We start from the raw sequence: 21,762 nt of genomic DNA, 5'->3' as shown, positions 1-21,762 counted from the left end.
AGACTAGATCTCTTTACCACTTAATTGCTGGGTAATTAAAGTCAGCTCAGCGGAACTATACTCATCACTAAGAAGTTTTTTAGCCGCATCAATCTGGTCCGCTTTTATTAGAGCAATCGCCAAGTTGGCGCGAACCACCTTATTTTGAGGCGCATCGGCGATCACAGGAGCAAGAGTGCGAATTGCGCGTTTGAAATCATTCTGGGCGATGTAAAGCATGGCAATATTGTTTTTTACTGCGACGTCATCGTAACCTTTAAGACGGGCTTGATTAAACTGAGCTTTCGCCTCTTGGAACTGACTATCTTTGCTATACGCCACACCTAACAAAACATGAATTTTGCCCGTCTGATTACCTGCTTTAAGAGAGTCCTGATACGCCTGAATAGCACCCGAGATATCTTCCTGAGCAACCAATACCTGTCCATGTAACTGACTTAAGCTTGCTGAATGGCTACCCTGCTCAATTAAGTGGCTAACATAAAAGTCAGCGGATTCAAAATCACCTTTATTGAAATAAGCCAGCGCTAGCTGCTCGACAGTTGCGACAGAGTTATCGCCGGCCTCTAGCTTTGTCTTATAGTGCGCGATTAGACCATCGTAGTTATTGACTTTCTCCATGCTTGCTACTGTCTCTGCTTCGGTCTGCAGATTATTCGCCGTGGACTGACATCCCGCCATGGTCAACACTAATATTAGTGAACACGTGAATTTGAGAGAACCCATCTTAACCTCCTACTGATATCGACATCTGCATGATTCCAGGAGCAAGAATCAAGACAACAATGGGAAACATAATAAATAGAATCAATGGAACGCTCATTTTTGCAGCAAGCTTGCCCACTTTTTCTTCTATCGTCAGTATTTGTACCTTGCGAATATCTTCTGCAAGATCACTCATCACTTGGGCAACTGAGGTACCATACTGTAAGTTTTGGATTACGGTCAGTACGAAACTACGTACTGCTGGGGTCGGCACTCTGACACCGAAATCATTCAGTGCTTTTTCAAGTCCATGAATTTTAGCGGCGTCAGACGTTCTTTTGATTTGATAGCAAAGGTCCTTGTCGAACAACTCCAATTCATCTGCCAAATAGGCCAAACTTGCTTCTATGGTCATCCCGGTTTGAACACAAACGGACATCATATCTAGCAGATAAGGTAACTTCGCAGATGTTCGGCCAATCAGCATCTTACTTCGTAGAGAGAGGATAAGATCCGGTACAACAATTACCCCAACGAGCGAAAACATGGCACTGAGTAACTTATTAGTACTCGTCATATCGCTAAAGGCGATAAGAGCAAGTAATACAAACAGTATTAAAAGCTTAACTGGAAAGTAGTACTTGGCCCACTCTTTGTTGTAATAGCCAGCTTCAACTAGTTTCTGCTCCAACTCTTTCCGATGCTCTTTACCAAAGCGAACCATAAAGTGCTTTATTTTGGTGCTTCCAGACTTGGTCTGAATGCCGACAAACGTATCCATACGCTGCCTTCTGCGTTCAGCTCGAAGCGATTCCATAATGATGAATAGAATACACCCGACAAAGACAGTGATCGCCAAAAGAAGCGTCATGACCTGACTCCCTTAACTAATAACCAAACAATCGTCAAACCGATGAACTCACTTATCAGCACGTAATACAAAATGACGCGACCTGCGGGGTCATAGAGAACAAAATTGACGTTGTCAGGATTGATGTAATTAAGCAGAATCGTAAATGCTAAAGGAATAGCTGCAACTATCTTGGCCGAGATTCGCGCCTCAGACGTCATGGCCATCTTTTTCTTTTCTAGCGTTCTTGAGTCAACTAACACTCGAATAAGTCTTGCAAGCACACCTTTGAGCTGACCACCGCGTGAAATGTTTGCACGTAGCGTAATGGTAAAGAAAAGAAACTCTGGATAGGGATAGTTCTTACAGGAACGCATTAGTACGTTTTCTGGTGCTTCACCAAGTTTTAGTCGGTCAGCCATCATCTTAAACTCTCGACCAATCGCATTATCCATCGTTTCACCGACGTAGCTGATTGCTTGCATCAAACTGTCACCTGCAGTGACAGCACTCATTAATATATTCAATGCATCAGGAAAGCTATTTTCGAACTCACGACGCCGGCGCGTAAGTAAGAATCGATACCCCAGAATGATGAGTATGGCGACTGCACCACTAATCAATAAAGGGTTCGTTTGGTGAAAGAGTATCACCAGCACATACCAAGAGGCTGTGATCGCCCCTATAGCATAGAGTGCAATATATAAGGTTGAGCGTGGACCTAATATTAAGAGCGTTGGAGACACTGAATCTTTCAATTTTTGCCATTTTTGCTTTTGTGACAGTGAGCGAATATTAATCGCACTCACGCTCTCAGCGTGTTCACTATCTACATCAAAATAGTGGTCAAGCTTGCTCTTCTTACTATTTCGATTCAGAAGAAGCGCTACAGCAAATAAAATCAATGAAATCCATAGCATATTAACGTCCCGTGAATGACGCCATGAGATCTTTATAAAGCCCAAAGAACTGAGCTTTCTTAACCAATTCAGAGCGCTGCATAATACCGTTTGTTACATACTCGCCTTTTACTGCTTCACCATACTCACTGTCGTCGTATTGAAAACGGTATATTTCTTCCATAACCACGTTATCGCCTTCTAGACCAACAATCTCAGAAATGCTGGTAATTTTTCGGCTGCCGTCTCTCAAACGATTAACTTGAATAACGAGTTGAACCGCACTGACAATCGTGCGTCGAATAGCATCAAGTGGCTGATTTAAGTTAGCCATCATTACCATTGATTCAACACGAGCAATAGCGTCTCTTGGCGTGTTGGCGTGTAAGGTTGACATTGATCCATCGTGACCGGTGTTCATAGCCTGTAGCATTTCAAATGCCTCTGCTCCACGACACTCACCCAAGATTATGCGATCAGGGCGCATGCGGAGCGCATTGATTACGAGATCCCGCTGGGTTACTTCACCTGTTTGCTCGATACTGGAGGTACGAGTTTCTAACCTTACCAAGTTTGGCTGCTGTAGCCTCAGTTCTGCTGCATCTTCAATAGTTACGATGCGTTCATCTTCAGCGATGTATTGAGATAGAGCATTTAGCAGAGTCGTTTTACCGGAACCGGTACCACCAGAAATCAGTACGTTCATACGACAGCGAGAGGCAATCATTAACACTCGAGCCATGTCCATCGACATTGAACCGAATTCAATCAAATCCTCAAAGCCAATGTTTTGTTCGCGGAACTTACGAATCGATACCGATGTGCCATCGAGCGCAATCGGTGGAATAACAATATTTACACGACTGCCGTCTTCTAGACGCGCATCGACCGTAGGTGACAGCTCATCAACGCGTCGTCCTACACGAGAAGCGATACGCTTAGCGATGGCTAACAACTGCTCTTCGTTTACAAAAGTCAGCTCTGATTTTTGAACCTTACCATGGCGCTCGAAAAAGATATTGTTTGGACCGTTCACCATAATATCGGTGATCGATTGATCCTCGACCAAAGGCTGAAGTGGCCCTAAGCCAAACAACTCGTCAATCAAGCTTTTTACCAAGCCTGATTTCATCATTGCCGTGATCGGACGCTGATAGCTGGTTGCCAGCAAATCTACTGCGCTCTGAATCTGGGACTCGAGCTCCTTACGGCTCATTTTCTGAACGGCTTCGGGGTCTAGTGCTTCAAATATCTGGCCTCGAAAGGCGAGGTACATCTCTTTATTTGAACTCATTTGGACCCTACCTTATTGAACCAGCGATTGAACCTAGGCACCTGAATGGGCTGTCCGTTAATATGTTTAACCAAATGATCGAGAGAACGGCTCATATTACGATCGTGCTTGTGGGCACGCTTACCGTCGATGATGATGTGAGAGAGCTGTTTACAAAACGCTATTTCAAGGATCGGCTCTTGACCTAAGTAACGTTTAAGATCTGACTTATCCATTACATAAGCGCCTTCCGGTCGATGGTAGTTCACCACAGTTATAAGTCGAAGGCGAGTCGATAAGGTAAGTTGTAGGTTTTCCAGTTTATCAATCAGTCGCTTGGCATTACGCACTGCAGAGACTGACGCATCCATCACTAAAACCACAACATCGAAGCCATCTAACAGCATTTGTGGCTCAACTGGAAAACTGACGCTGCCAGAGTAGTCTTCAATAATGAAGTTAGCGTTGCGCGCTAAAAGTTCGCAAAGGTTTTGACTGTAATTTAGGATCTCGTTCTGAGACATATCACCATCTAGAGCAAGCAACCTTAGATTTTTTCGAGCCGTGTGCAGATAACTGAGAGCACCCTCTTCATCCATTTCATGTAAAGGAGCAGTAAACTCGTCGATCATTCTGGGCTTAAATTCTTTTAAAGCCAGCAGCACGTCGATATCGCTATCAACATACTGATGGTCGACCAGAATGGTATCTGTCCCTTGAGTGGATAGCAGTGAACTGAGTTCAGTAGCGATAAATGACGTGCCTACACCACCTTTAGCACCAACTACGGCTACTCGTTTTGCCTTACGAGCCTTACTGACCCCAGAAAAGTTCTTTAGGTTGTTATTTACGTGCGTTAAGAAGTCCGCGAACTCTTGTTTATTCACAGGCCAAAAGACGTAATAAAAACCCATCTCTTTGAGGGAGCGAAGTGTCGAAATTGCATCTTCCTTACCAATTACCACCACGCCTTTATGGGTCGGTAGCTTACTTGCAAAGTTTTTGGCATCCTCAACGACGTTACTTGACTCGTTCAACTCCAAAATTACGATATGGCTGCTTTGCTGCTCAGTTAATTTGGTATGACCTTTTGTTGTTCTTACACAATGCGGATCGTTCCATCCTTCGAAACGAAAGACTTCTTGGACGAGCTGTAAACACTCCGTCGATTGATAGAACAAGGTACAGCCAGCAACTCCCGATTGATTCTTGGGCTCTGGTTTTACTTTGGAGCTCAGTGCTTTCGTCAAATCAAACACTATTTATCTCCTACTAAGCGAGATTTGTAGGCCACTTGTTTAAGACGCATGGTTTCCACAAAACAATCTGGCTGACCAATTTCTTGTTGAACCTGAGCTGGCTGGCAGGTTTGCGTCTTAATCTTGTGGACAGCTACGATAATACTTATATCAGCAACACCACTCATATCTTGGTGATATTGAACTCGTGATGGAGATATCGTTAATGCATCAAACTTGCTAAATGCTTGCTCTGCTAGGTTCTTTGCTGATTTCGACTTGTAGGACACGACATAATTTGCTTCTTTGTCCGATGATTCGGACAGAGCAATGAACTGTTTCATGTTCGCTAAGGTTGCGTCACGCTTCTTAATCACATAATCCACGCGATGTACTTCTTGATAAACAATCGTCTCAGCACCATTACCATTGAAATAACGTTCTGTGGTACATCCGCTAACAAGGAGCACTAAAAGCAATAGAGACAAACCAAGATATAAACTTAAACTCGTCCTCATTGGATGAACCCTCCTTGCTCGACCAAACGAATCGTGGCATTAGATGGTTGGGTGTAATCATCATTGTCTGGAAGATTCAGCCATCGCATGAGGGTCGATGTTTTTCGAATATATGGCAGTTGAACGTCAGTTGGTCGAATTGGCTCAACCAAGTTAACAGTTGCCACAATGATCAACTCAGTACGCTTTCTTTCCGTGACCGATTTTCTAAAGGCCGCACCTAAAACTGGAATATCACCAATCAACGGAATTTTTTGCATCTGTTCAAAATCTGCACTACTCATTAAGCCACCAAGAATAAAGCTATCTCCATCTGCAAGCTCAACCGTCGTCATCGCTCGTCGCGATGCTAACTGAGGAACTTCAATACCCGCTGCCTGCACATATTTTTCGACTTCAGAAACTTCTGGGAATAGCTGCATTCGGATCTTGTTCTGATTTAGGACTTTAGCTGTTAGATCGAGGCGTATACCAAATTCTTTGAATGAGATATTTACGTTGCTGTTGGTAGACACCACGACAGGTACTTCACCACCAACCAGGAAGCTAGCGGATTCACCTGATAAGACGGTCAAATTGGGCTCAGCTAAAACCTGAGCAATATCATCATTACCCAGAGCTGTGATTAGTGTGCCGATATCTGCTGCTTCAAACTGATTGAATACAAACTCACCAACACTACTACCAATTGAACTCCACTCTACGCCAACTGTTTGTGAAAATGATTCTGTAACTTGGGCTACGGAGATTTTAACGTTGACCTGCTGGACAGTTGCGACTTCAATGCGCTCAATAATGCCTTCCCATGTCATATTCCGGGAAAAGATCATGCTTTCAGGCTCTTCCAGATCAAACCCATCTTTTTTGAAGGTTAGCTTTTGGGCCTCATTCCATTTCTCGGTTTTTTCGCGACCGAGTAACGTGGCAACCAAACGATAGATATCGTCACGCTCCTGCTCTGAATCAACAATTCCACTTACAGCTACTTGAGTACCTATAGACTCAACTTTTACGCTAACGTTGGGAAAATGAAACTTTAGCTGGCGCCTTACATCTGAGAGATTTAGGTCTACTATAATTCTGTCAGACACTAATACTTCATCAGACGTGCCGTAAACAATTAATCTAGACTGACCCACCTTACTCGCAAAAACGACAAGAGTATCCTCACTGATGACCTTGTAATCTGCAACGCTAGGGTCACTGATAAAAACCTTACCTATGGGGTTATCTAGCTTGATATGCTGTCCCTCAGACAAGGTAATATAGCGATCAGCAGCAAAAGCTGACCCTGAAACCATAACCGCACCAAAGAGAACCAACGCAAAGTGCAACACCATTTTACTCGCTAGATGACGCGTCATTGAATTGTTTCTCCTGAGGTTGAGGCATTGCCACGAAACTCTTCAACACCCATGTAATTGGTCATAATATTGCGTACTTCAACATAAGTTGGCTGGCGGTAAGTTTGGCTACGATACACTTCAATATGCATAGTGCGTTGGGCTAGAGCTAATCGTGGTAAATCATCAGGTTTCACTTCAATGACAACTGTAGTAAAGCCTTGTTCTTTCGTCGGAGCCTTCGCAGTAACAGAACCATTCTCGTTGCTGTCAACATTGAGTACTTTAACCTGTTGTAAAAACAAATTGGCGTTTACGCCTTTAAAATTTCTTGGTTTATCGCTGTTGGCAGCTAAGTTGTTATTTGGTGAGCTTACTGTGAGAATATCTATATAAGTACCAGGGCGAATGTAATCATTAATTAGATTTTTATCACTAACTTGTAGTGGATATGGTGTCATACCTTCAGTCACCAGCAAGTCAATATATCCAGATTGACCGACTCTGACTTGGTACTCAGGCAGCACTAAATCGCCAACACTCAAGTTTCGATTAGATAGCGTTGATGGAGAGAAATCGATCTGAATATCTTTCTTGATACCTTTAGCGAGGGCCTTACTCAGTGGTAACTGCAGCTTGTCTACTTGATCGGTACGTATAGACATTCCCTTCGAGATCGCTGATTTAACGCGCCATACTGAAACGTGCTCTTCCACTCGTTGCGAGGGCGCAGTTTCTGTAACGTCGTTCTGTTGTTCTGATTTCTGACGTAACAAGTCACGAAGCCCAAAGACTCCAATCACCAAAGCTAACACAGCGACCACTAACACTAACCGAGAACGCATTTTTTCCCCAAAAAATTAAGCTAAATCCACTGAGACACTGAAGCTTGATGCAGCAGAATAGACAAGTAAAAACCTGAAGTAATAGCAACTCCGTAAGGGAGACCTGAGTTTTGTTGTTTTTTATCAGAAAGCCAACAACGAATTATGAGATAGCTAATTGCTAGAAGCCCCCCAAGAATACCAGTGAATATAACCGCTGTAGTTAGCTTGCCAAGTGGTAATCCTAATGCCAAAACGCTTGCAAGCTTTATGTCCCCCCCCGCTATCCATTTGCGCCAGAAAAACAACAATCCAAAAGCCAAAGTTACAATTCCAGACACCAGGTAGAATTGATTATTAGCAAGGAGCAAACATTGCAACAAGAATAAACAAGCTACACTTCGATTCGTAATACAACGATTACGAATATCAAGGACAGAGATATAAACGCAGAAACAAGCTAGCGCTGCTAAATAGAACATTGATTATTTATTGGTGTAACCTTAGTAGTAATGTGTCGGATACAATAACGTCCCCGACACATAAGTCTTACTTAACAACAAATCAAAGTTTAGCTAGCGTCACTCAATGCTTTACCGATAGCATCAAAGGCATCAGTCAATTCCTTTAGAAAATCACCATTTGAACTTCCAAGGATAGCGGTTAGTGCAACTGCCATTGCCACACCAATCAAGCCATATTCAATAGCCGTTACACCGCGCTCATCACGCTTAAATTCGTTTAAAAAAGTCGCTGCTTTTACATATAGCTTAGTAATCATATTTTTATTCCCTTGAACGTTATTCAACAATAAGCATGTAACATTTTAATTTATAGGGATAAACTGAAGAAAATAGCTGCTATCGATATTATCGATAGAGAGACTCGTGTTTCGATATTGTTATCACAATTGCATAATGGCGTGATCTTTGTAAACCTTTATTTTACAGTAGGTTAGGGTTCCATAAATCTTCTTACTCTGGGAATAAGATGGTACGATGAGTAATATATATGTGGCACATATCACACTTTGTCGCAATTTTAGTATAATTTGCGGAACGGCATTCAAATTTTATAGATGACTCTGATTTTTATTAAACCACTCTTGACTTGAGCATTTGTTAAACAGCACTCTTTGTTTGGAATGGCAGGGAAAACTTCAGTGTTGTCATCGTCTCATCAGCAGGTTACTGTATGTCAGTAGAATGTAAATTATATAACTATAAATAGGCGACACTATCGCCAGGTTGGTTTATTCATGAAACTGCAATTTGAAAGTTTAATCACGTTTGTTGCTGTGGTAGATACAGGGTCGTTTAGTTCTGCGGCACGTAAAATGGGTAAATCCCAGTCAACAGTGAGTACCGCAGTACAAAATTTGGAATCTGATTTAGGGTTTCTACTTTTTGTCAGGGCAAATGGCAAAGTCTCATTAACTGAAAAAGGTAAGCGCTTTTTTCACCTATCCACGCCTTTGGTTTCCAGGTATCGAGATTTACTAGGCATTGCTGAACAAATGAGCTCATCGGAAAACACTGTCTTCCGCATAGGCATCGATCCTCTTGTATTCAATGAGAATGTAAAAAAGACACTATTCGATTTTTCAGAAGCTTTTCCAAATATCGACCTCGTTGTTGTCACTAAACCAAGCTTTGTACTGAGTAACTATATCAGCGAAGGAAAGATTGACCTCGCTCTAGGTAACCCATACCACAAGACAAATAACGAGTTTAATACTGACGAATTGTACAAAGTTAACTGTTGGTGGGTAGGTCATCCGGAACTCGTACATGGTATCGATTGCAACCAATGGCGAGTATTACTGATGGATGGTTTTGATGAACTGCTCAATCTCTCCGATATTGCGCTTCGCTGCTCATGGCGATTTGATGATCTTTCGACCATTGTTGACTTATGCGCTGAAAAAAAGGGAATTTCTTTTTTGCCAGAGCATATAATTAAGCCGCTAGCTGACAAAAACAAACTCGTTACTATCACAAACAACACCGAGTTCTTTGGTAGAAAAGTCGTCGCTTCACTGTTTTGGCCCGTTCACTCAGAATTCGGTTTATATAACCAGTGGATAAAAAACAAGCTTAAAACCGCGGTTGGGGTGCAACGTTCATTTGTCGCCGACCTTGCCAATTAGACGCTTTTTGTGACGTTAATTGGGTAACGAGGCCCTTTCGTTACCCAAAACGTGCCCAAGATCTCTCACCCCTTTATCTCATCCTAAATGATTTCATTTAAGGATGATTTATAAGCAGTCATTCCGTTAAATAATCCAAGATGCTCTACTTATAATCATAAAAAGGACATCTTGTGACATTCGTTAAATCCCTTATTTCTATTTCTGTCGGAGCCGCGATGCTGTGGGGCTGCTCTGGCGAATCAACACCGCCTGCTGACCAAGGTGGTACAACAAGTTATGCGTGCAGTGCTGACGTTGCAACAGCCTCTGATGACCTTCGCATCTATCAAGTGATGGTTGAAAGTTTTGTCGATGGTGACCCTGCTGTAGGGCATGGCACAGGCTATGGACCGAGTGATCATAAAGGTGATATCCAAGGCATTATTAACTCTTTGGAATATATTCATGGCCTCGGTATGAACGCCATCTGGCTGACTCCAATCTTTGATTCAGTGCCAATTGATGGCCAAAATGAGTGGGCTGATCGTCTCGATGCAACGGGTTACTTTGCGACCAACTATTTCGCCATAGACCCACGATTTGGAACCATGGACGACGCTAAAAGGCTAGTCGAGAAAGCTCATGAGCTTGGACTATATGTTTTCTTTGACGGCGTATTCGGACATCACAAGGACAACGTAGTCGCCTCCCCTTCTGGTAATCTACCAGTAGGCAGTAGTAACCCAGTCAGTTATCCAGAGAGCCTTCCTTTCTATAAAGAAGTGGCTGAATACTGGATTAAAGAACTCAAAATTGACGGCTGGCGCTTAGACCAGGCGTATCAAGTTCCTACCGATGCATGGGCCGAAATCCGTAAAGCGGTGGATGAAACCTCTAAAACCGTCACCTATACAAATTCTGACGGCGATTTAGTTAACCCGCTTGGCTACATGGTTGCCGAAATTTGGGATGGTGAAAGCAATATCGCCAAAAACGGTTACGGCTCAGCGGAGAGTCCGGCCCTTTGCTCTGCGTTTGATTTCCCGATGCGCTATCGCTTGGTGCAAACCTTCGCAGTTGAGGAATCTGGTTATGGTTCAAACCAAGGCGGTATTAAGCTCGCTGAGGGCATGCAAACCCATAGCGCGTACCCGTCACATGCTAAACCTAACCTAATGCTAGGTAACCACGACTTAGTACGCTTCGGGGATCTTATCCAACGCGGAAACCTCGCAGAGCCAACTGATGCTGGCTACTGGCAACGACACAAAGCCGCCATTTCGTTTTTAGCTGCCTATACGGGTCCAATTACGCTTTATTATGGTGAGGAGATCGGTGATGAACTACCGGGCTTTGCGGATAGAGTAACGACGGATTGCGCGATTAACGGCGTTTGTGATGATCACGTAGCTCGTATGAACGGAATCATCGAGGGTGTAACTGGCGACAATATTCTCACCGCTAACCAAACGGATCTCAAAGACTATGTGAAAACGCTAATGACACTAAGATCTCAGCACTCATCGCTTTCACAAGGTGAACGTACTAACGTTGTCGCAACCACATCGGCTTACGCCGATCTTAAAACAAGTTCGGATGAATCTGTACTCTATGTGGTCAACACCACTGATAGCAATCAGACGATTGCGGTTCCAGAGAGCAGTATTAGCTTTAGCGGCGAACTAAAAGACTTACAGTCCAATGAGGCCGTGGCGTTAACGTCTGGTCACTTTAATATTGACCTAGCGCCTTTTGAAGCTCGCTTCTTACTGCTAAGCCAATAATCACTGGTATACGCCCATTAAAAAAGCCGCCTTCGAAATACAAGGCGGCTTTTCAATTTGTTTAACTGGTATTAAGCAAGTGCTGGGTAAGTCTTATACTTCACACCCATCATCTGCTCCATACAGTGCACAACTTGGCAGCTGTAACCAAACTCGTTGTCGTACCATATATAAAGTACACAGCGGTTATCTTGAGCAATCGTTGCTTCACCATCGACGATTCCTGGGTGGCGAGCGCCAACCAAATCAGTCGAGACAATCTCAGTGGAATCTGTGTAGTCGATTTGAGCTGACAATGATGACGTCAATGAAACCTCACGAAGATAAGCATTTAACTCTTCTTTTGTCGTGTTGTTTTCAAGGTTCAGATTCGCAACCGCCATAGATACGTTTGGCGTTGGAACACGAATCGCGTTACCACTTAGTTTGCCAGCAAGTTCTGGAAGCGCTTTAGCCACCGCTTTTGCCGCGCCTGTTGACGTCAGTACCATATTCAACGATGCTGAACGACCACGACGGTCACCTTTGTGGTAGTTGTCGATTAAGTTTTGGTCGTTGGTGTAAGAGTGAACGGTCTCAATATGACCAGAGATGATGCCATACTTATCGTTCACTGCTTTTAGTGTTGGCGTAATAGCATTCGTTGTACAGCTGGCTGCTGAAACAATAGTGTCGTCTGCCAAAATCGTATCGTGGTTAACACCAAACACGATGTTCTTGATATCGCCTTTACCCGGTGCAGTAAGCAGTACTTTTGAAGCGCCGTTACATGCTACATGCTGACCTAGACCTTCAGCATCACGCCACACACCCGTGTTATCAACAACAAGCGCGTTGTTAATGCCGTACTGAGTGTAATCGACATCTTGTGGGCTGTTCGCATAGATGATTTGGATGTAGTTGCCGTTAACGATCAGCGCTTTATGATCTTCATCAACAAGAATGCTGCCATTAAACTGACCGTGTACCGAGTCACGGCGCAGTAAGCTCGCACGTTTTTGAAGATCGCCGTCACGACCTCCACGAACAACAATTGCGCGTAGTCGTAGCGGGTAACCAGGACCACTCTTTTCTACCAAGATACGCGTCAACAAACGGCCGATTCGACCAAAGCCGTAAAGCACAACATCACGGGCTTCCACAGACTCTGAGCTATCGATGCTCTCAGTAAGCGCCGTCATCAAAAAATCACCAATGTTATGGTGAGTTTCATTCGTTGCCCAATATTGGCTCGCAAGTTGGCCAACATCGATACAGCATGGCGACAGCTCTAGCTCGATCAGTTTCTCGATGATTGGGGCAGTTTGAGTGATGTTGACAGTGGTTGTGCCGTGGTGACGTGATAGTCGGTGAGTTTTGATGATGTCGATTGTGGTAGCGTTGACGAGCGTCTTACCAAACAGAAGAACTTCGACGCCCTTCTCTCTGTACAATCGGCCAAGAAGCGGCATGATTGACTCAGCGAGTGTTTGATTTAATTGCCATTGATTTTGATGGATTTCAGTTTGCGAGATGTTGCTATTACTCATAGTAACCTGGGGGCCTCTCTAGATTAAAGGCTCGCTATTTCTCGTATGTAGGGTACAAGATATATTGAGCAGAACGGGGATGTAATCGTGTTGTTATTTTTTATGCGACGCAGTGTAACAAACAGGCACTTAATCTGCTAGTAAAAATAAATCAGAGGAAATGAATAAAAAAGTGTGACTTGGATAGAATATTTAGCGGCGAGAGACTCGACCTTAGTCGTAAAAAATAGTGACCAAGGCCGAGGTTATTTTATGAAACCAATCAAGAAACAGCAGCAGTTAATTGGCAAACAATATTCATTAATAATGGTTAAGCGGATTCAAACTCGTCATTATCTTGTTTCTTGATGGCTTTATGACCATCTTCAGATACCCCACGTTTCCAGTAGCTGCTGATGTAGATATCTTGCCGCGGGATCTCTTTTTCATTTCTGAAATATTGACGTAATGCGCGCATCTCGTCGAACTCGCTGGCACACCAAACAAAAGGTTCGCCCTCAAGCCAAGATAGAGTTTTGGCTTTATCCGACAGCGACCCTGTTGTCCAAATGACATCGATTCCCTTTGGCACCTCGATATCCTGCTTGTCCGCCATATCTTCAAGCTGAACGACCGCATAACCTTTCGCACTGGACGGTAACAGAGAGAGTTTTACTGTTAAGGCTGGCAAAGCCGTCATATCGGCATTAAAGAAGAACCAATCTTTTTTAGTATCGACTTCTTGCAATGTACCCGGACCGACAATGGAAATCGTGTCACCAACTTGAGCTGCCATTGCCCAACGTGCACCAAATCCACAAAGCTTGTCTTCCGTCACGTGAGTTACAAAGTCTACATCCACTTCACCCGCTTGCTGATCAAGACGACGAATAGTGTAGGTGCGCATCTTAGGGCGGTTATCCATCGATAAACCTGCCACGTCAGTACCACCTTCTTCATTAAATAGCAGCTTAATATACCCCCCAATGCTTTCACTTGGGAACGCGGTAAACGCATCAGACTGTAATGTGATACGAAGCATGTTAGGTGTCAGTGTTTCGACACGAGACACTGAGGCAGTTTTCGGCGACGGCTTTTTCATGTTGTTCTCTTAATGATTATTGTTTTCATTAAGTCTAACACATACTCAAGGAGTAAGAGTTATGATTTTGAGTAGTTTAGTCCTGAATTTACAGACTTTTACCTTTGTCAGTCTGGGTAAAACGTACCTTTTATGGCACCTATATTGGGGTGCAAACTTTGTAACACGCAGATTCCGCATACCACTCTTAAGTTTATTTTTCTACAAAGCATTGTTCATAATTTGACCAGCATCAGATTAACTCCTATGTTTGATAAACCGCTCACAACAATGGAGGTAAAACATGAAAAAAATGAGCAAGGCGTATCGCATGCAAATCATCAAAGAAGTTGCTGAGAGAAAACGTCGAGATCAGTTCGACGACCCGATGGCGGTGTACATCAATCATCTATTAGATGAGCGTCCACAAGCCGACAATGTCGTAGAGTACAAACAAGAATTTAGCGGAAGCTACTTTGATGAAAGTATTGGGGGATGGATCAGCAAGACTTGGCAGAGCAAATAACAATTACAGATTATATGACCACCTATAAGACACCCGTCTAGATAACTGGGAAAGAGCTACGAGCTCACGATAAGGCGCCGAATTTAAGGCGCCCCCATAACAAACACTACCCTCTTACCGCTATCACCTCTATCTCAACTTTTGCATCCATCGGTAGCCTCGCTACTTCAACACAAGAGCGCGCAGGAAATGACGCCTCGTTATCAATAAAGAACTGCTCGTAGGCTTGGTTGACTCGACCAAAATCATTGAGATCTTTTACAAACACTGTTGTTTTAACAATATTACTTGCTACTAGACCATCAGCTTTAAGAATAGCCAACGCGTTATTCAAAGACTGTGTCGCTTGCTCGGCAACATCATCCGGCATCGCTTTCGTCTCTGGGTTAATGGGTAGCTGTCCGGACGTGATAACCATGTTTCCGAAAGTGACACCTTGTACATAAGGTCCAATAGCCAGTGGAGCATTTTCAGTAGAAATGGATTTCATTGCATTATTCCTAATAAATCGTTTTTATCCTGATATTCGAGATGCTGACTGCGCACTAAAGCGCGAGTCAGCGGTATGTTTTTGATGATTATTGAGTGAGGTCTATCCTGAAAAACTTGGCAACATGCCCATCATTGAAAGGACATGGAAGATAGCGGTAAGCACACCAAAGCCAATCACAATCGTGATCATGGCGTTACCGCCAGGTGCTTTGAAACCCTCGCCACCTGCATGTACAACACGCGTTCTACGCGCGAGAAGCGCTGGAATAATACATGCCCATACAGTGGCAGCCGCACCGGCATAACCAATGGCGATAACGAACCCAAATGGGAACAGTAGTGACAAAATTAATGGTGGGAAGAAGGTCACTAACCACGTTTTGGTGCGTCCCGCTTTATCGTCGCCGAACTTAAAAAAGTCCGCTAAGAAATCAAAAACGCCTAACCCTACGCCGATAAAAGAAGAAAGAATGGCGGCCATAGAGAACGTATTAATTGCATTCGCGACCTGCTCTGATTCAATCACAGAGCCCAGCGCTTTTAAAAGTGCATCCACATTGCCACCCTGCTCTATCACAGGTCCGAAGTTGGCGCGGGGTAAGTTTCCGAAGATGCTAAACAACCAAAGAAAATACAGGCTAAGGGCGATCACTGTACCGCCAAGAATGGCATACTTGGCTTTAGTTTCATCGCCGTAATAAGCTCGCATCGATGATACTGAGTGGTGATAACCAAAAGAGGTAAGCGCAACAGGCAGCATCGCCATGGCATACGGTGCATAAGCGTTCTCTTCACTAATGGTATCGAATAGTACTGCCATATCGACCTTGACCGCCAAACCTGAAACCCCAAAGACAAAGCTGAGGATCATAAAGGCGATTAGCACCACTGAAATTCGGTCAACCGCGCGAGTCGAGTGCCAAACAAAGGCAGAAAAGACCAATACGAACAGCGCTGAAGCGATCTTCGCATTCAATCCCAACACATCCTGTAAAATAAGGCCTGAAGAAGTGATATAGGCGTAAAGTAAAATCCCGCCGACGAAATAAACAGTAATATTGTTCAACAGGTTGACCTTGCTGCCGAGAAGATCTTTGGTCACCGTATCGAACGATACTTTTAGTTCATAATGTTTGAATGCCTCAAGTAACATCCATCCTGATATAGTCATCACAACCATGGTAATCGCGATTGCCAACATAGACCAAACTGTCCATGCTCCTGCGCCCGCACTGGGTAGTCCAAGCATCCCTGCGCCCACACAGACGCTGGCGATGATGCATGCGCCACCAATTAGCGACGGATTCTTTTTCATCATACTGCTCTCTTTGATTCACGTTATTGGATTAGGGTGATGCACCCTTAACTATTATTTTTATTGTTTTAAAGGAAAAGAACGCAACCAAATGGCTGCGTTCCTAAGAGGCGATTATGCTTCTTCGAGCACTTTAGCTTCTGCTTTTGGGGTAACGACTTCGACTTCTTCTAGTCTTGCCGTAAAGTGACGAAGCACTTCTGGTTCATAGGTGAAATCGAGACCTTTCACCTTGTGTGCGTTCTCTTTCACTTTTTCGAACGCTTCAATAACGTAGTCCATATGCGTTTGCGTATAAGTCGCACGAGGAATCGTTAAACGAAGCAGCTCAGCTGGACAAGGATGCTGTTTACCTGTTGCTGGATCGCGGCCTAATAACAAAGAGCCAATCTCTACTGCACGAATACCCGCCACTTTATACAGCTCACAAGCTAAGGCATGCGCAGGGAACTGATCTGCTGGAATATGAGGAAGCAGTTTACCCGCATCAACAAACGCAGCGTGTCCACCAGCCTGCTGACAAACCACACCAATCGCTTCTAAGCCATCAACTAAGTATTGAACTTGCTTGATGCGGTACTCTAGCCAGTCTTGGCGCATACCATCATAAAGACCGACAGCCAAACGCTCCATCGCACCGCCTTCAAGGCCTCCGTAGGTTGGGAAGCCTTCTTGGACTACACATAACGTGCGGCACTCAGTGTAGACATCCATCATGGAGTCATCTTTAAAGCAAAGCAGGCCGCCCATTTGCACCATAGCATCTTTCTTCGCAGACATAGCAAGTCCATCAGCATACTTATACGACTCGCGAGTGATTTGCTCAATGGTCCAATCTTGATAACCAGGTTCACGCTGTTGGACGAAATACGCGTTTTCTGCGTAACGAGCTGAGTCCATAATCACAGGGATGTCGTATTTCTGCGCAATTTCATATACCGCTTTCAGGTTCGCGATAGAAACTGGCTGACCACCGGCTGAGTTACAGGTAATCGTGCTCACGATATAAGGAACGTTTGCTGGACCTGCTTCAATAATTGCAGCCTCTAGCTTCTCGAGGTCAAAGTTACCTTTGAAATCTGAATTTACCGCGGTATCAAACGCGTCCTTGGTGTAGACGTTTTTCGCAACACAGCAGTTAACCTGAGTGTGACCTTGGGTCGTATCGAAGAAGTAGTTAGACAACGCCACCATCTTGGTGCGGTCTAGCCCCTTCTCTTTCTCACGCTTTTTAATCAGCACAGGAATATAGATCTGCTCAGCGCCACGACCTTGGTGAGTTGGGATTGTCAGTTCATAACCAAAGATGTCTTTTACGGCATTAGACAGAGCGTAATAACTGCGACTGCCACTGTATGCTTCATCACCACGAAGCATCGCTGCTTGCATCTCTTGCGTGATAGAGCCGGTACCACTATCGGTTAGAAGATCAATAAATACATCTTCACTGTCCAACAAGAATGGGTTCATACCCGCTTTAATGATAGCTTGCTCACGGTATTCACGAGTCGTACGTTTTACTGGCTCAACAACACGAATGCGGAATGGTTCTGGTAGATGCTTGAAGTTTTCCATTTTAATTCACCTAATATTTAACTCACCTTGCCAAGCGTTATTAATTATTAATCGACAAGATAAATTTTATTTACAGATAACCCTATCTAGAAATATATCCAGATACGATTTGATTTTTATTTTGAGTTGTACTGAAATGCCGAATTCGAAAACACCTAAAACTAGGATTGCAACACGTAAAGCATACGCTTTGATTGCAAGCTAGAGTCAAAACAGGATTGCCGACGGTAGCAGTTCAGCTAGACGCACTGGATTGTGCGAGAGAAAGGGTTATCTCGAAGGAAAGAAGAAAGCGATTTTGTAGTCTAGTGTGAACCAGCTACTGATTGAGTTGAACTTATTCATAGTTTTACCTACTTACAATATTCGAAGCTTTGATATTAAGCTTTTCGAAGTAACTGTGTGTATTATCTATAACTTACCGTACAAGTCATTACTATAGGATATAATTTGAGAAGTCGCTAACAAAAAAGTTGATTATCTCGAATGCACTAAATATAAACCAAGAAATAATTTGAAGCAGATCAATATAGCGTACTAGTTAATAAGAGCAGCGATAACACCTAACACTTTAATTATAAAATGGGTTTCGATTTTAACTCCTGCAATCTATTGAAGAAATGTCCGAATTAAAACTAACACTGTTATTTTACTACCCCATCATTTTGCATAAATTTAATCACTCTCGACATCATAGCATCGAAGTAAGGGTTCCAACTCAAACGGGCACTTACTTTATCTTGTTCAAATAACCCCCACGCAGTGTAGGTGAGTGTTGGCATTCCAACGCAATCAACGGTGTATACCTCCCCCTCTGCCTCTCCTCCACATTGACGCATTAAGCCTCGTTCGCCATAAAGGGGATTATCTCTTCGATAAAGTACAGAAATATGGGAGCCACTCTCTATGCTCATCTCTGGGAGCTTCATTGAGCTTTGAATCACACGCGCATCTGGGTAGGACCTTTCCCCATACCACACCAATCGGCTATTGGGGTGCACGAACTCAGTCCGAAATAGTGAATAAACAGACTCGGTGTCGATGAGCTCGTCGTTTTCAGTCACCATTAACAGTGCGGGTATGGTCAGTTGATTGGACTCAAGCGTGTCTTTTACTTCTTTTGTAGTTTGGTAGTAAAGCGATGCACCATGCATCGCCAGAGAGTCGTATCGAGTATAGTTTTGCTCTTTTGCAATATTGACCCAGTCTACAAACACACTGGCGGCACCAGCGAACCTAACAATAAAATCGTCTGGACTGTAAGCAGGAGAAAACAACACAAGCCCTTCAATATCTTCTGGGTTGTTTGCCGCATAGGTGGTCGCTAAGTTAGTGCCGGTAGAGAATCCACCTAACCAAACTTTGTCGACATCGTTTTGAAGTATGGCGATCTGATTCGCAACCGACTTTTGCCAATCTTCCAGCGTTGGTGACATGAGATCGGCGGGTCTAGAACCATGCCCAGGGAGCAGCATCACATGTACTAGATAACCTTCCTCAGCCAATACGGGTGCAATATCAATGAAAGAGTAAGGAGAGTCCCCCAGCCCATGTACCAGCAAGATACCTTTACCATTGGGACTTTCAGGCTCAAGACGATAAGGACTTACCGCCGCCATTTCTGCGTCATATCCCGCGCCGTGAAAGACACGTGTTTTATCGAGCCATTGATAAGTATCATCAACATAGGCGTCGAAAGTAGATTGTGAGTAAGGAGCAATGGAGCCAGAAACGGTGTACATTTCTGGCTCTTGCTTGATGATGGGATTGGTACAGCCAGCGAGTGCTAAGACTAAAGCTCCTAAAAGGACTTTACTCCAACTCGTTGTTTCTAAGACTTTATTCAGATTAGCCACCAGCACCGGTCATTTGATGATCTCGGAAATACTCCTCTGCATCCATAACTTTACCGTCAGGTAGTGCACACTCTTTGGTGTCCGGCATATAGCCGCCACCCATTGCCTCACAAAATCGAGCTGCGCTATCGGGGCCTTTTTTATGATGCTCACGAAAGTACTCCCAAGCATCCACTTCTTCGCCCGAAGAGAGTTTGCACATCCCTGTATCTAGGTTGTACATACCATGCTTTTCACAGTAAACCGCCGCAGGATTTGCCATACCAACAGGCTCTGGTTTTGGTTCAGATTTTGCGCAGCCAATCAGCATTGCAGGTCCTAACGCTAGCACACCGATACAACGAATTAGTGTACGACTATTCATAGTTGTTCTCCTTGTTCGCCCTACATTCATAAACTTAGATGAACTTGGGCAAACTTCAACCACGTTTATGATTGCGCCTCCACTAATAGCTTAAAAGCTGTTCAAGTTCGAATTCCGAATCGAAGCAGGTAACACATGTTCGATTGTGAGAGGGTAACGCGGAGTATGTTACTTGTATCTTTGGGCGGATACTTGAAAATTCATGAGTAAATTATTAGTAAAAAGGTCGCAGATATGAACGGTGTTCGTTTATGGCATTTCGCTCAAGCTTCACTTGGTATCGTACAATGGGTTGGGATCGCCATCCTTATCAACCCAATCATAATTGAAAGAACCGCAAGTGGCGCACTGCTTGGGCAAGTAATGGCGCTCATTGGGGGCGCTGGTTTACTCGCCCCGCTAATTGGCGGTATCGCGGATAAGTACTCTTGTCACCGAATGATGCAACGCATGGCTCTTTTTACTCACTTTATCGCCCTGCTTATTCTCTATTTTGCTGAGACCTCAACCACTATTTACTGGACAGTCGGTGCCCTAATCGGTATTGGCAGTGTAGCTCTACTGGTACTCAATCCAACCTTTGTCATAGCATCGAGCAAAAATCAACAAGAGGAAGGACGCGGACTCGCCAATCTGTATCAATGCCAATTTTTCGGGATCGTCGTGACAGGGTTATTGGTCGCCCTAGCTGACTATCTGTCTGTCAGCACTGATAACCAATTGTTGATCCTTATGGGTCTCGTGCTAATTGTATTAACCATGGTGACAATCACCCCTCCACCTAAAGTAGAGATTGCTTCAGGTGCAGAGCACACGAGTAGCGAGCTCGAGCACAAGTCAACATCAGCAAAGAAAGCTCTCCCATGGTTTCTGTTTCTGCTTGCGGTTTTCTTCTCTATGTTCCTGTCATCCAATCTTATGGAGCTAGGTCCCCTTCTTATCAAGGAAGTATATAAAGTTGAAATTGGTAACTCGGCACTAGGCATGGCTGTCTCAGCCGTTATCAGTATATTCATGCTTGAATCCGCTGGTCGCTGGATGCAGAAAAGCGGTCCATTCAAGGTCTGGTACGCAGCACAGGCTGCCTACCTTGTCGTAGGTTCTCTATTCTGGGTGACATCAGGCCACGATGTTGGCGCAGTATTACCCATCGCTCTTCTGGTTGTTCTAATGCAGGCGATGTCTTGGAATGACATGATCATTCCAGCGATAGCGGGGCGATTAAGTCCGAATTCCCCTGCGCTTACTCAAGGTCTTTTGATGCTTTGTATGGCAGGAGGTTTCGGTGTCGGCGCTATGTTGGCTGGACTATCCATCGACAAATTTGGCTATGCGTCGGTATTTACCTTATCGCTAATTGGTATCTTGATTGCTCTCACTTGTGTTGCTGGTTTGGTCATGGTGTCTAGACCAAAAACAACCAGCGTTGCTTCTGCCTAACATTACGAGAGTAGACGATGGAGCATCACCGCGGTTTTAT

Annotated in this window: 22 protein-coding genes; 4 read left to right on the top strand and 18 right to left on the bottom strand. The window is 44.1% G+C overall.

What is annotated here, in order from left to right; all coding sequences use genetic code 11:
• Positions 1-3: 3 nt before the first annotated feature.
• The 10 genes from J4N45_RS07330 to J4N45_RS07285 form a co-directional block, all read right to left on the bottom strand.
• Positions 4-726 (bottom strand): tetratricopeptide repeat protein, encoded by a 723-nt coding sequence (locus J4N45_RS07330; protein ID WP_503056605.1) that lies wholly within the window; start codon positions 724-726, stop codon positions 4-6.
• A 1-nt stretch (position 727) separates the two neighbouring features.
• Positions 728-1,576 (bottom strand): type II secretion system F family protein, encoded by an 849-nt coding sequence (locus J4N45_RS07325; protein ID WP_252014309.1) that lies wholly within the window; start codon positions 1,574-1,576, stop codon positions 728-730.
• Positions 1,573-2,475, bottom strand: coding sequence for a type II secretion system F family protein (locus J4N45_RS07320; RefSeq protein ID WP_252014308.1), 903 nt, complete (start codon positions 2,473-2,475; stop codon positions 1,573-1,575). Before J4N45_RS07320 ends, J4N45_RS07325 begins: the two co-directional genes overlap by 4 nt.
• Position 2,476: 1 nt before the next feature.
• Positions 2,477-3,748 carry a TadA family conjugal transfer-associated ATPase gene (locus J4N45_RS07315; protein WP_252014307.1) on the bottom strand — a complete coding sequence of 424 codons (1,272 nt, stop codon included), beginning with the start codon at positions 3,746-3,748 and terminating at the stop codon, positions 2,477-2,479.
• On the bottom strand, positions 3,745-4,986 hold the full coding sequence (locus J4N45_RS07310; RefSeq protein WP_252014306.1) for a CpaE/TadZ family protein: 1,242 nt from the start codon (positions 4,984-4,986) through the stop codon (positions 3,745-3,747). The genes J4N45_RS07315 and J4N45_RS07310 overlap by 4 nt, the downstream gene beginning before the upstream one ends.
• A complete protein-coding gene (locus J4N45_RS07305) occupies positions 4,986-5,483 on the bottom strand; it encodes a hypothetical protein (protein WP_252014305.1) in 498 nt (165 codons plus the stop codon). Before J4N45_RS07305 ends, J4N45_RS07310 begins: the two co-directional genes overlap by 1 nt.
• Entirely contained in the window at positions 5,480-6,823 is a 1,344-nt protein-coding gene (locus J4N45_RS07300; protein WP_252014665.1) for a type II and III secretion system protein family protein, read from the bottom strand. The genes J4N45_RS07305 and J4N45_RS07300 overlap by 4 nt, the downstream gene beginning before the upstream one ends.
• Before the next feature lie 20 nt (positions 6,824-6,843).
• Complete coding sequence (gene cpaB / locus J4N45_RS07295) at positions 6,844-7,671, bottom strand: Flp pilus assembly protein CpaB (protein ID WP_252014304.1); 828 nt, start codon at positions 7,669-7,671, stop codon at positions 6,844-6,846.
• Positions 7,672-7,691: 20 nt separating this feature from the next.
• A complete protein-coding gene (locus tag J4N45_RS07290) occupies positions 7,692-8,132 on the bottom strand; it encodes an A24 family peptidase (RefSeq protein WP_252014303.1) in 441 nt (146 codons plus the stop codon).
• Positions 8,133-8,221: 89 nt separating this feature from the next.
• The gene (locus J4N45_RS07285; RefSeq protein ID WP_252014302.1) at positions 8,222-8,431 is read right to left on the bottom strand and encodes a Flp family type IVb pilin; all 210 of its coding nucleotides are present in this window, start codon (positions 8,429-8,431) and stop codon (positions 8,222-8,224) included.
• A 477-nt stretch (positions 8,432-8,908) separates the two neighbouring features.
• On the opposite strand from J4N45_RS07285, the gene J4N45_RS07280 reads away from it, so the two are divergent.
• On the top strand, positions 8,909-9,799 hold the full coding sequence (locus J4N45_RS07280) for a LysR family transcriptional regulator (RefSeq protein ID WP_252014301.1): 891 nt from the start codon (positions 8,909-8,911) through the stop codon (positions 9,797-9,799).
• A gap of 218 nt (positions 9,800-10,017) precedes the next feature.
• Positions 10,018-11,565, top strand: a complete 1,548-nt coding sequence (locus J4N45_RS07275; protein ID WP_252014664.1) for an alpha-amylase family protein — start codon at positions 10,018-10,020, stop codon at positions 11,563-11,565.
• Positions 11,566-11,636: 71 nt separating this feature from the next.
• On the opposite strand, the gene J4N45_RS07270 is transcribed toward J4N45_RS07275, so the two are convergent.
• Together J4N45_RS07270 and J4N45_RS07265 are read right to left on the bottom strand one after the other, a co-directional pair.
• The gene (locus tag J4N45_RS07270; RefSeq protein ID WP_252014300.1) at positions 11,637-13,094 is read right to left on the bottom strand and encodes a glyceraldehyde-3-phosphate dehydrogenase; all 1,458 of its coding nucleotides are present in this window, start codon (positions 13,092-13,094) and stop codon (positions 11,637-11,639) included.
• Positions 13,095-13,404: 310 nt separating this feature from the next.
• Positions 13,405-14,175 carry a siderophore-interacting protein gene (locus tag J4N45_RS07265; protein ID WP_252014299.1) on the bottom strand — a complete coding sequence of 257 codons (771 nt, stop codon included), beginning with the start codon at positions 14,173-14,175 and terminating at the stop codon, positions 13,405-13,407.
• A gap of 283 nt (positions 14,176-14,458) precedes the next feature.
• On the opposite strand from J4N45_RS07265, the gene J4N45_RS07260 reads away from it, so the two are divergent.
• Entirely contained in the window at positions 14,459-14,680 is a 222-nt protein-coding gene (locus J4N45_RS07260) for a hypothetical protein (RefSeq protein WP_128649681.1), read from the top strand.
• A 106-nt stretch (positions 14,681-14,786) separates the two neighbouring features.
• Here J4N45_RS07260 and J4N45_RS07255 read toward each other — a convergent pair whose 3' ends face one another.
• The 6 genes from J4N45_RS07255 to J4N45_RS07235 form a co-directional block, all read right to left on the bottom strand.
• A complete protein-coding gene (locus J4N45_RS07255; RefSeq protein WP_252014298.1) occupies positions 14,787-15,170 on the bottom strand; it encodes a Rid family detoxifying hydrolase in 384 nt (127 codons plus the stop codon).
• A gap of 102 nt (positions 15,171-15,272) precedes the next feature.
• A complete protein-coding gene (locus J4N45_RS07250) occupies positions 15,273-16,487 on the bottom strand; it encodes an aromatic amino acid transporter (RefSeq protein ID WP_252014663.1) in 1,215 nt (404 codons plus the stop codon).
• Positions 16,488-16,601: 114 nt separating this feature from the next.
• Positions 16,602-18,062 (bottom strand): tryptophanase, encoded by a 1,461-nt coding sequence (tnaA, locus tag J4N45_RS07245; protein WP_252014297.1) that lies wholly within the window; start codon positions 18,060-18,062, stop codon positions 16,602-16,604.
• A 270-nt stretch (positions 18,063-18,332) separates the two neighbouring features.
• Entirely contained in the window at positions 18,333-18,407 is a 75-nt protein-coding gene (gene tnaC / locus J4N45_RS27260; protein WP_081936086.1) for a tryptophanase leader peptide, read from the bottom strand.
• A 299-nt stretch (positions 18,408-18,706) separates the two neighbouring features.
• Positions 18,707-19,918, bottom strand: coding sequence for an alpha/beta hydrolase (locus J4N45_RS07240; RefSeq protein ID WP_252014296.1), 1,212 nt, complete (start codon positions 19,916-19,918; stop codon positions 18,707-18,709).
• Positions 19,911-20,282, bottom strand: a complete 372-nt coding sequence (locus J4N45_RS07235) for a DUF333 domain-containing protein (protein ID WP_052412952.1) — start codon at positions 20,280-20,282, stop codon at positions 19,911-19,913. The genes J4N45_RS07240 and J4N45_RS07235 overlap by 8 nt, the downstream gene beginning before the upstream one ends.
• Positions 20,283-20,516: 234 nt before the next feature.
• Here J4N45_RS07235 and J4N45_RS07230 point away from each other — a divergent pair, with 234 nt between their 5' ends.
• On the top strand, positions 20,517-21,722 hold the full coding sequence (locus J4N45_RS07230) for an MFS transporter (protein WP_252014295.1): 1,206 nt from the start codon (positions 20,517-20,519) through the stop codon (positions 21,720-21,722).
• Positions 21,723-21,762: the final 40 nt, after the last annotated feature.

Source organism: Vibrio sp. SCSIO 43140, from assembly GCF_023716585.1.
In the GTDB taxonomy this organism is placed as follows: Bacteria; Pseudomonadota; Gammaproteobacteria; order Enterobacterales; family Vibrionaceae; genus Vibrio; species Vibrio maritimus_B.
Note: the sequence above shows the minus strand (reverse complement) of the source record. Positions and strands in the feature narration are given on the sequence as shown.

Bases quoted from the DNA above. Each gene is read 5' to 3' on its own strand.
- J4N45_RS07330 (WP_503056605.1), bottom strand. From the start codon at position 726: ATGGGTTCTCTCAAATTCACGTGTTCACTAATATTAGTGTTGACCATG.
- J4N45_RS07325 (WP_252014309.1), bottom strand. From the start codon at position 1,576: ATGACGCTTCTTTTGGCGATCACTGTCTTTGTCGGGTGTATTCTATTC.
- J4N45_RS07320 (WP_252014308.1), bottom strand. From the start codon at position 2,475: ATGCTATGGATTTCATTGATTTTATTTGCTGTAGCGCTTCTTCTGAAT.
- J4N45_RS07315 (WP_252014307.1), bottom strand. From the start codon at position 3,748: ATGAGTTCAAATAAAGAGATGTACCTCGCCTTTCGAGGCCAGATATTT.
- J4N45_RS07305 (WP_252014305.1), bottom strand. From the start codon at position 5,483: ATGAGGACGAGTTTAAGTTTATATCTTGGTTTGTCTCTATTGCTTTTA.
- J4N45_RS07300 (WP_252014665.1), bottom strand. From the start codon at position 6,823: ATGGTGTTGCACTTTGCGTTGGTTCTCTTTGGTGCGGTTATGGTTTCA.
- cpaB (WP_252014304.1), bottom strand. From the start codon at position 7,671: ATGCGTTCTCGGTTAGTGTTAGTGGTCGCTGTGTTAGCTTTGGTGATT.
- J4N45_RS07290 (WP_252014303.1), bottom strand. From the start codon at position 8,132: ATGTTCTATTTAGCAGCGCTAGCTTGTTTCTGCGTTTATATCTCTGTC.
- J4N45_RS07285 (WP_252014302.1), bottom strand. From the start codon at position 8,431: ATGATTACTAAGCTATATGTAAAAGCAGCGACTTTTTTAAACGAATTT.
- J4N45_RS07280 (WP_252014301.1), top strand. From the start codon at position 8,909: ATGAAACTGCAATTTGAAAGTTTAATCACGTTTGTTGCTGTGGTAGAT.
- J4N45_RS07275 (WP_252014664.1), top strand. From the start codon at position 10,018: ATGCTGTGGGGCTGCTCTGGCGAATCAACACCGCCTGCTGACCAAGGT.
- J4N45_RS07270 (WP_252014300.1), bottom strand. From the start codon at position 13,094: ATGAGTAATAGCAACATCTCGCAAACTGAAATCCATCAAAATCAATGG.
- J4N45_RS07265 (WP_252014299.1), bottom strand. From the start codon at position 14,175: ATGAAAAAGCCGTCGCCGAAAACTGCCTCAGTGTCTCGTGTCGAAACA.
- J4N45_RS07260 (WP_128649681.1), top strand. From the start codon at position 14,459: ATGAAAAAAATGAGCAAGGCGTATCGCATGCAAATCATCAAAGAAGTT.
- J4N45_RS07255 (WP_252014298.1), bottom strand. From the start codon at position 15,170: ATGAAATCCATTTCTACTGAAAATGCTCCACTGGCTATTGGACCTTAT.
- J4N45_RS07250 (WP_252014663.1), bottom strand. From the start codon at position 16,487: ATGAAAAAGAATCCGTCGCTAATTGGTGGCGCATGCATCATCGCCAGC.
- tnaA (WP_252014297.1), bottom strand. From the start codon at position 18,062: ATGGAAAACTTCAAGCATCTACCAGAACCATTCCGCATTCGTGTTGTT.
- J4N45_RS07235 (WP_052412952.1), bottom strand. From the start codon at position 20,282: ATGAATAGTCGTACACTAATTCGTTGTATCGGTGTGCTAGCGTTAGGA.
- J4N45_RS07230 (WP_252014295.1), top strand. From the start codon at position 20,517: ATGAACGGTGTTCGTTTATGGCATTTCGCTCAAGCTTCACTTGGTATC.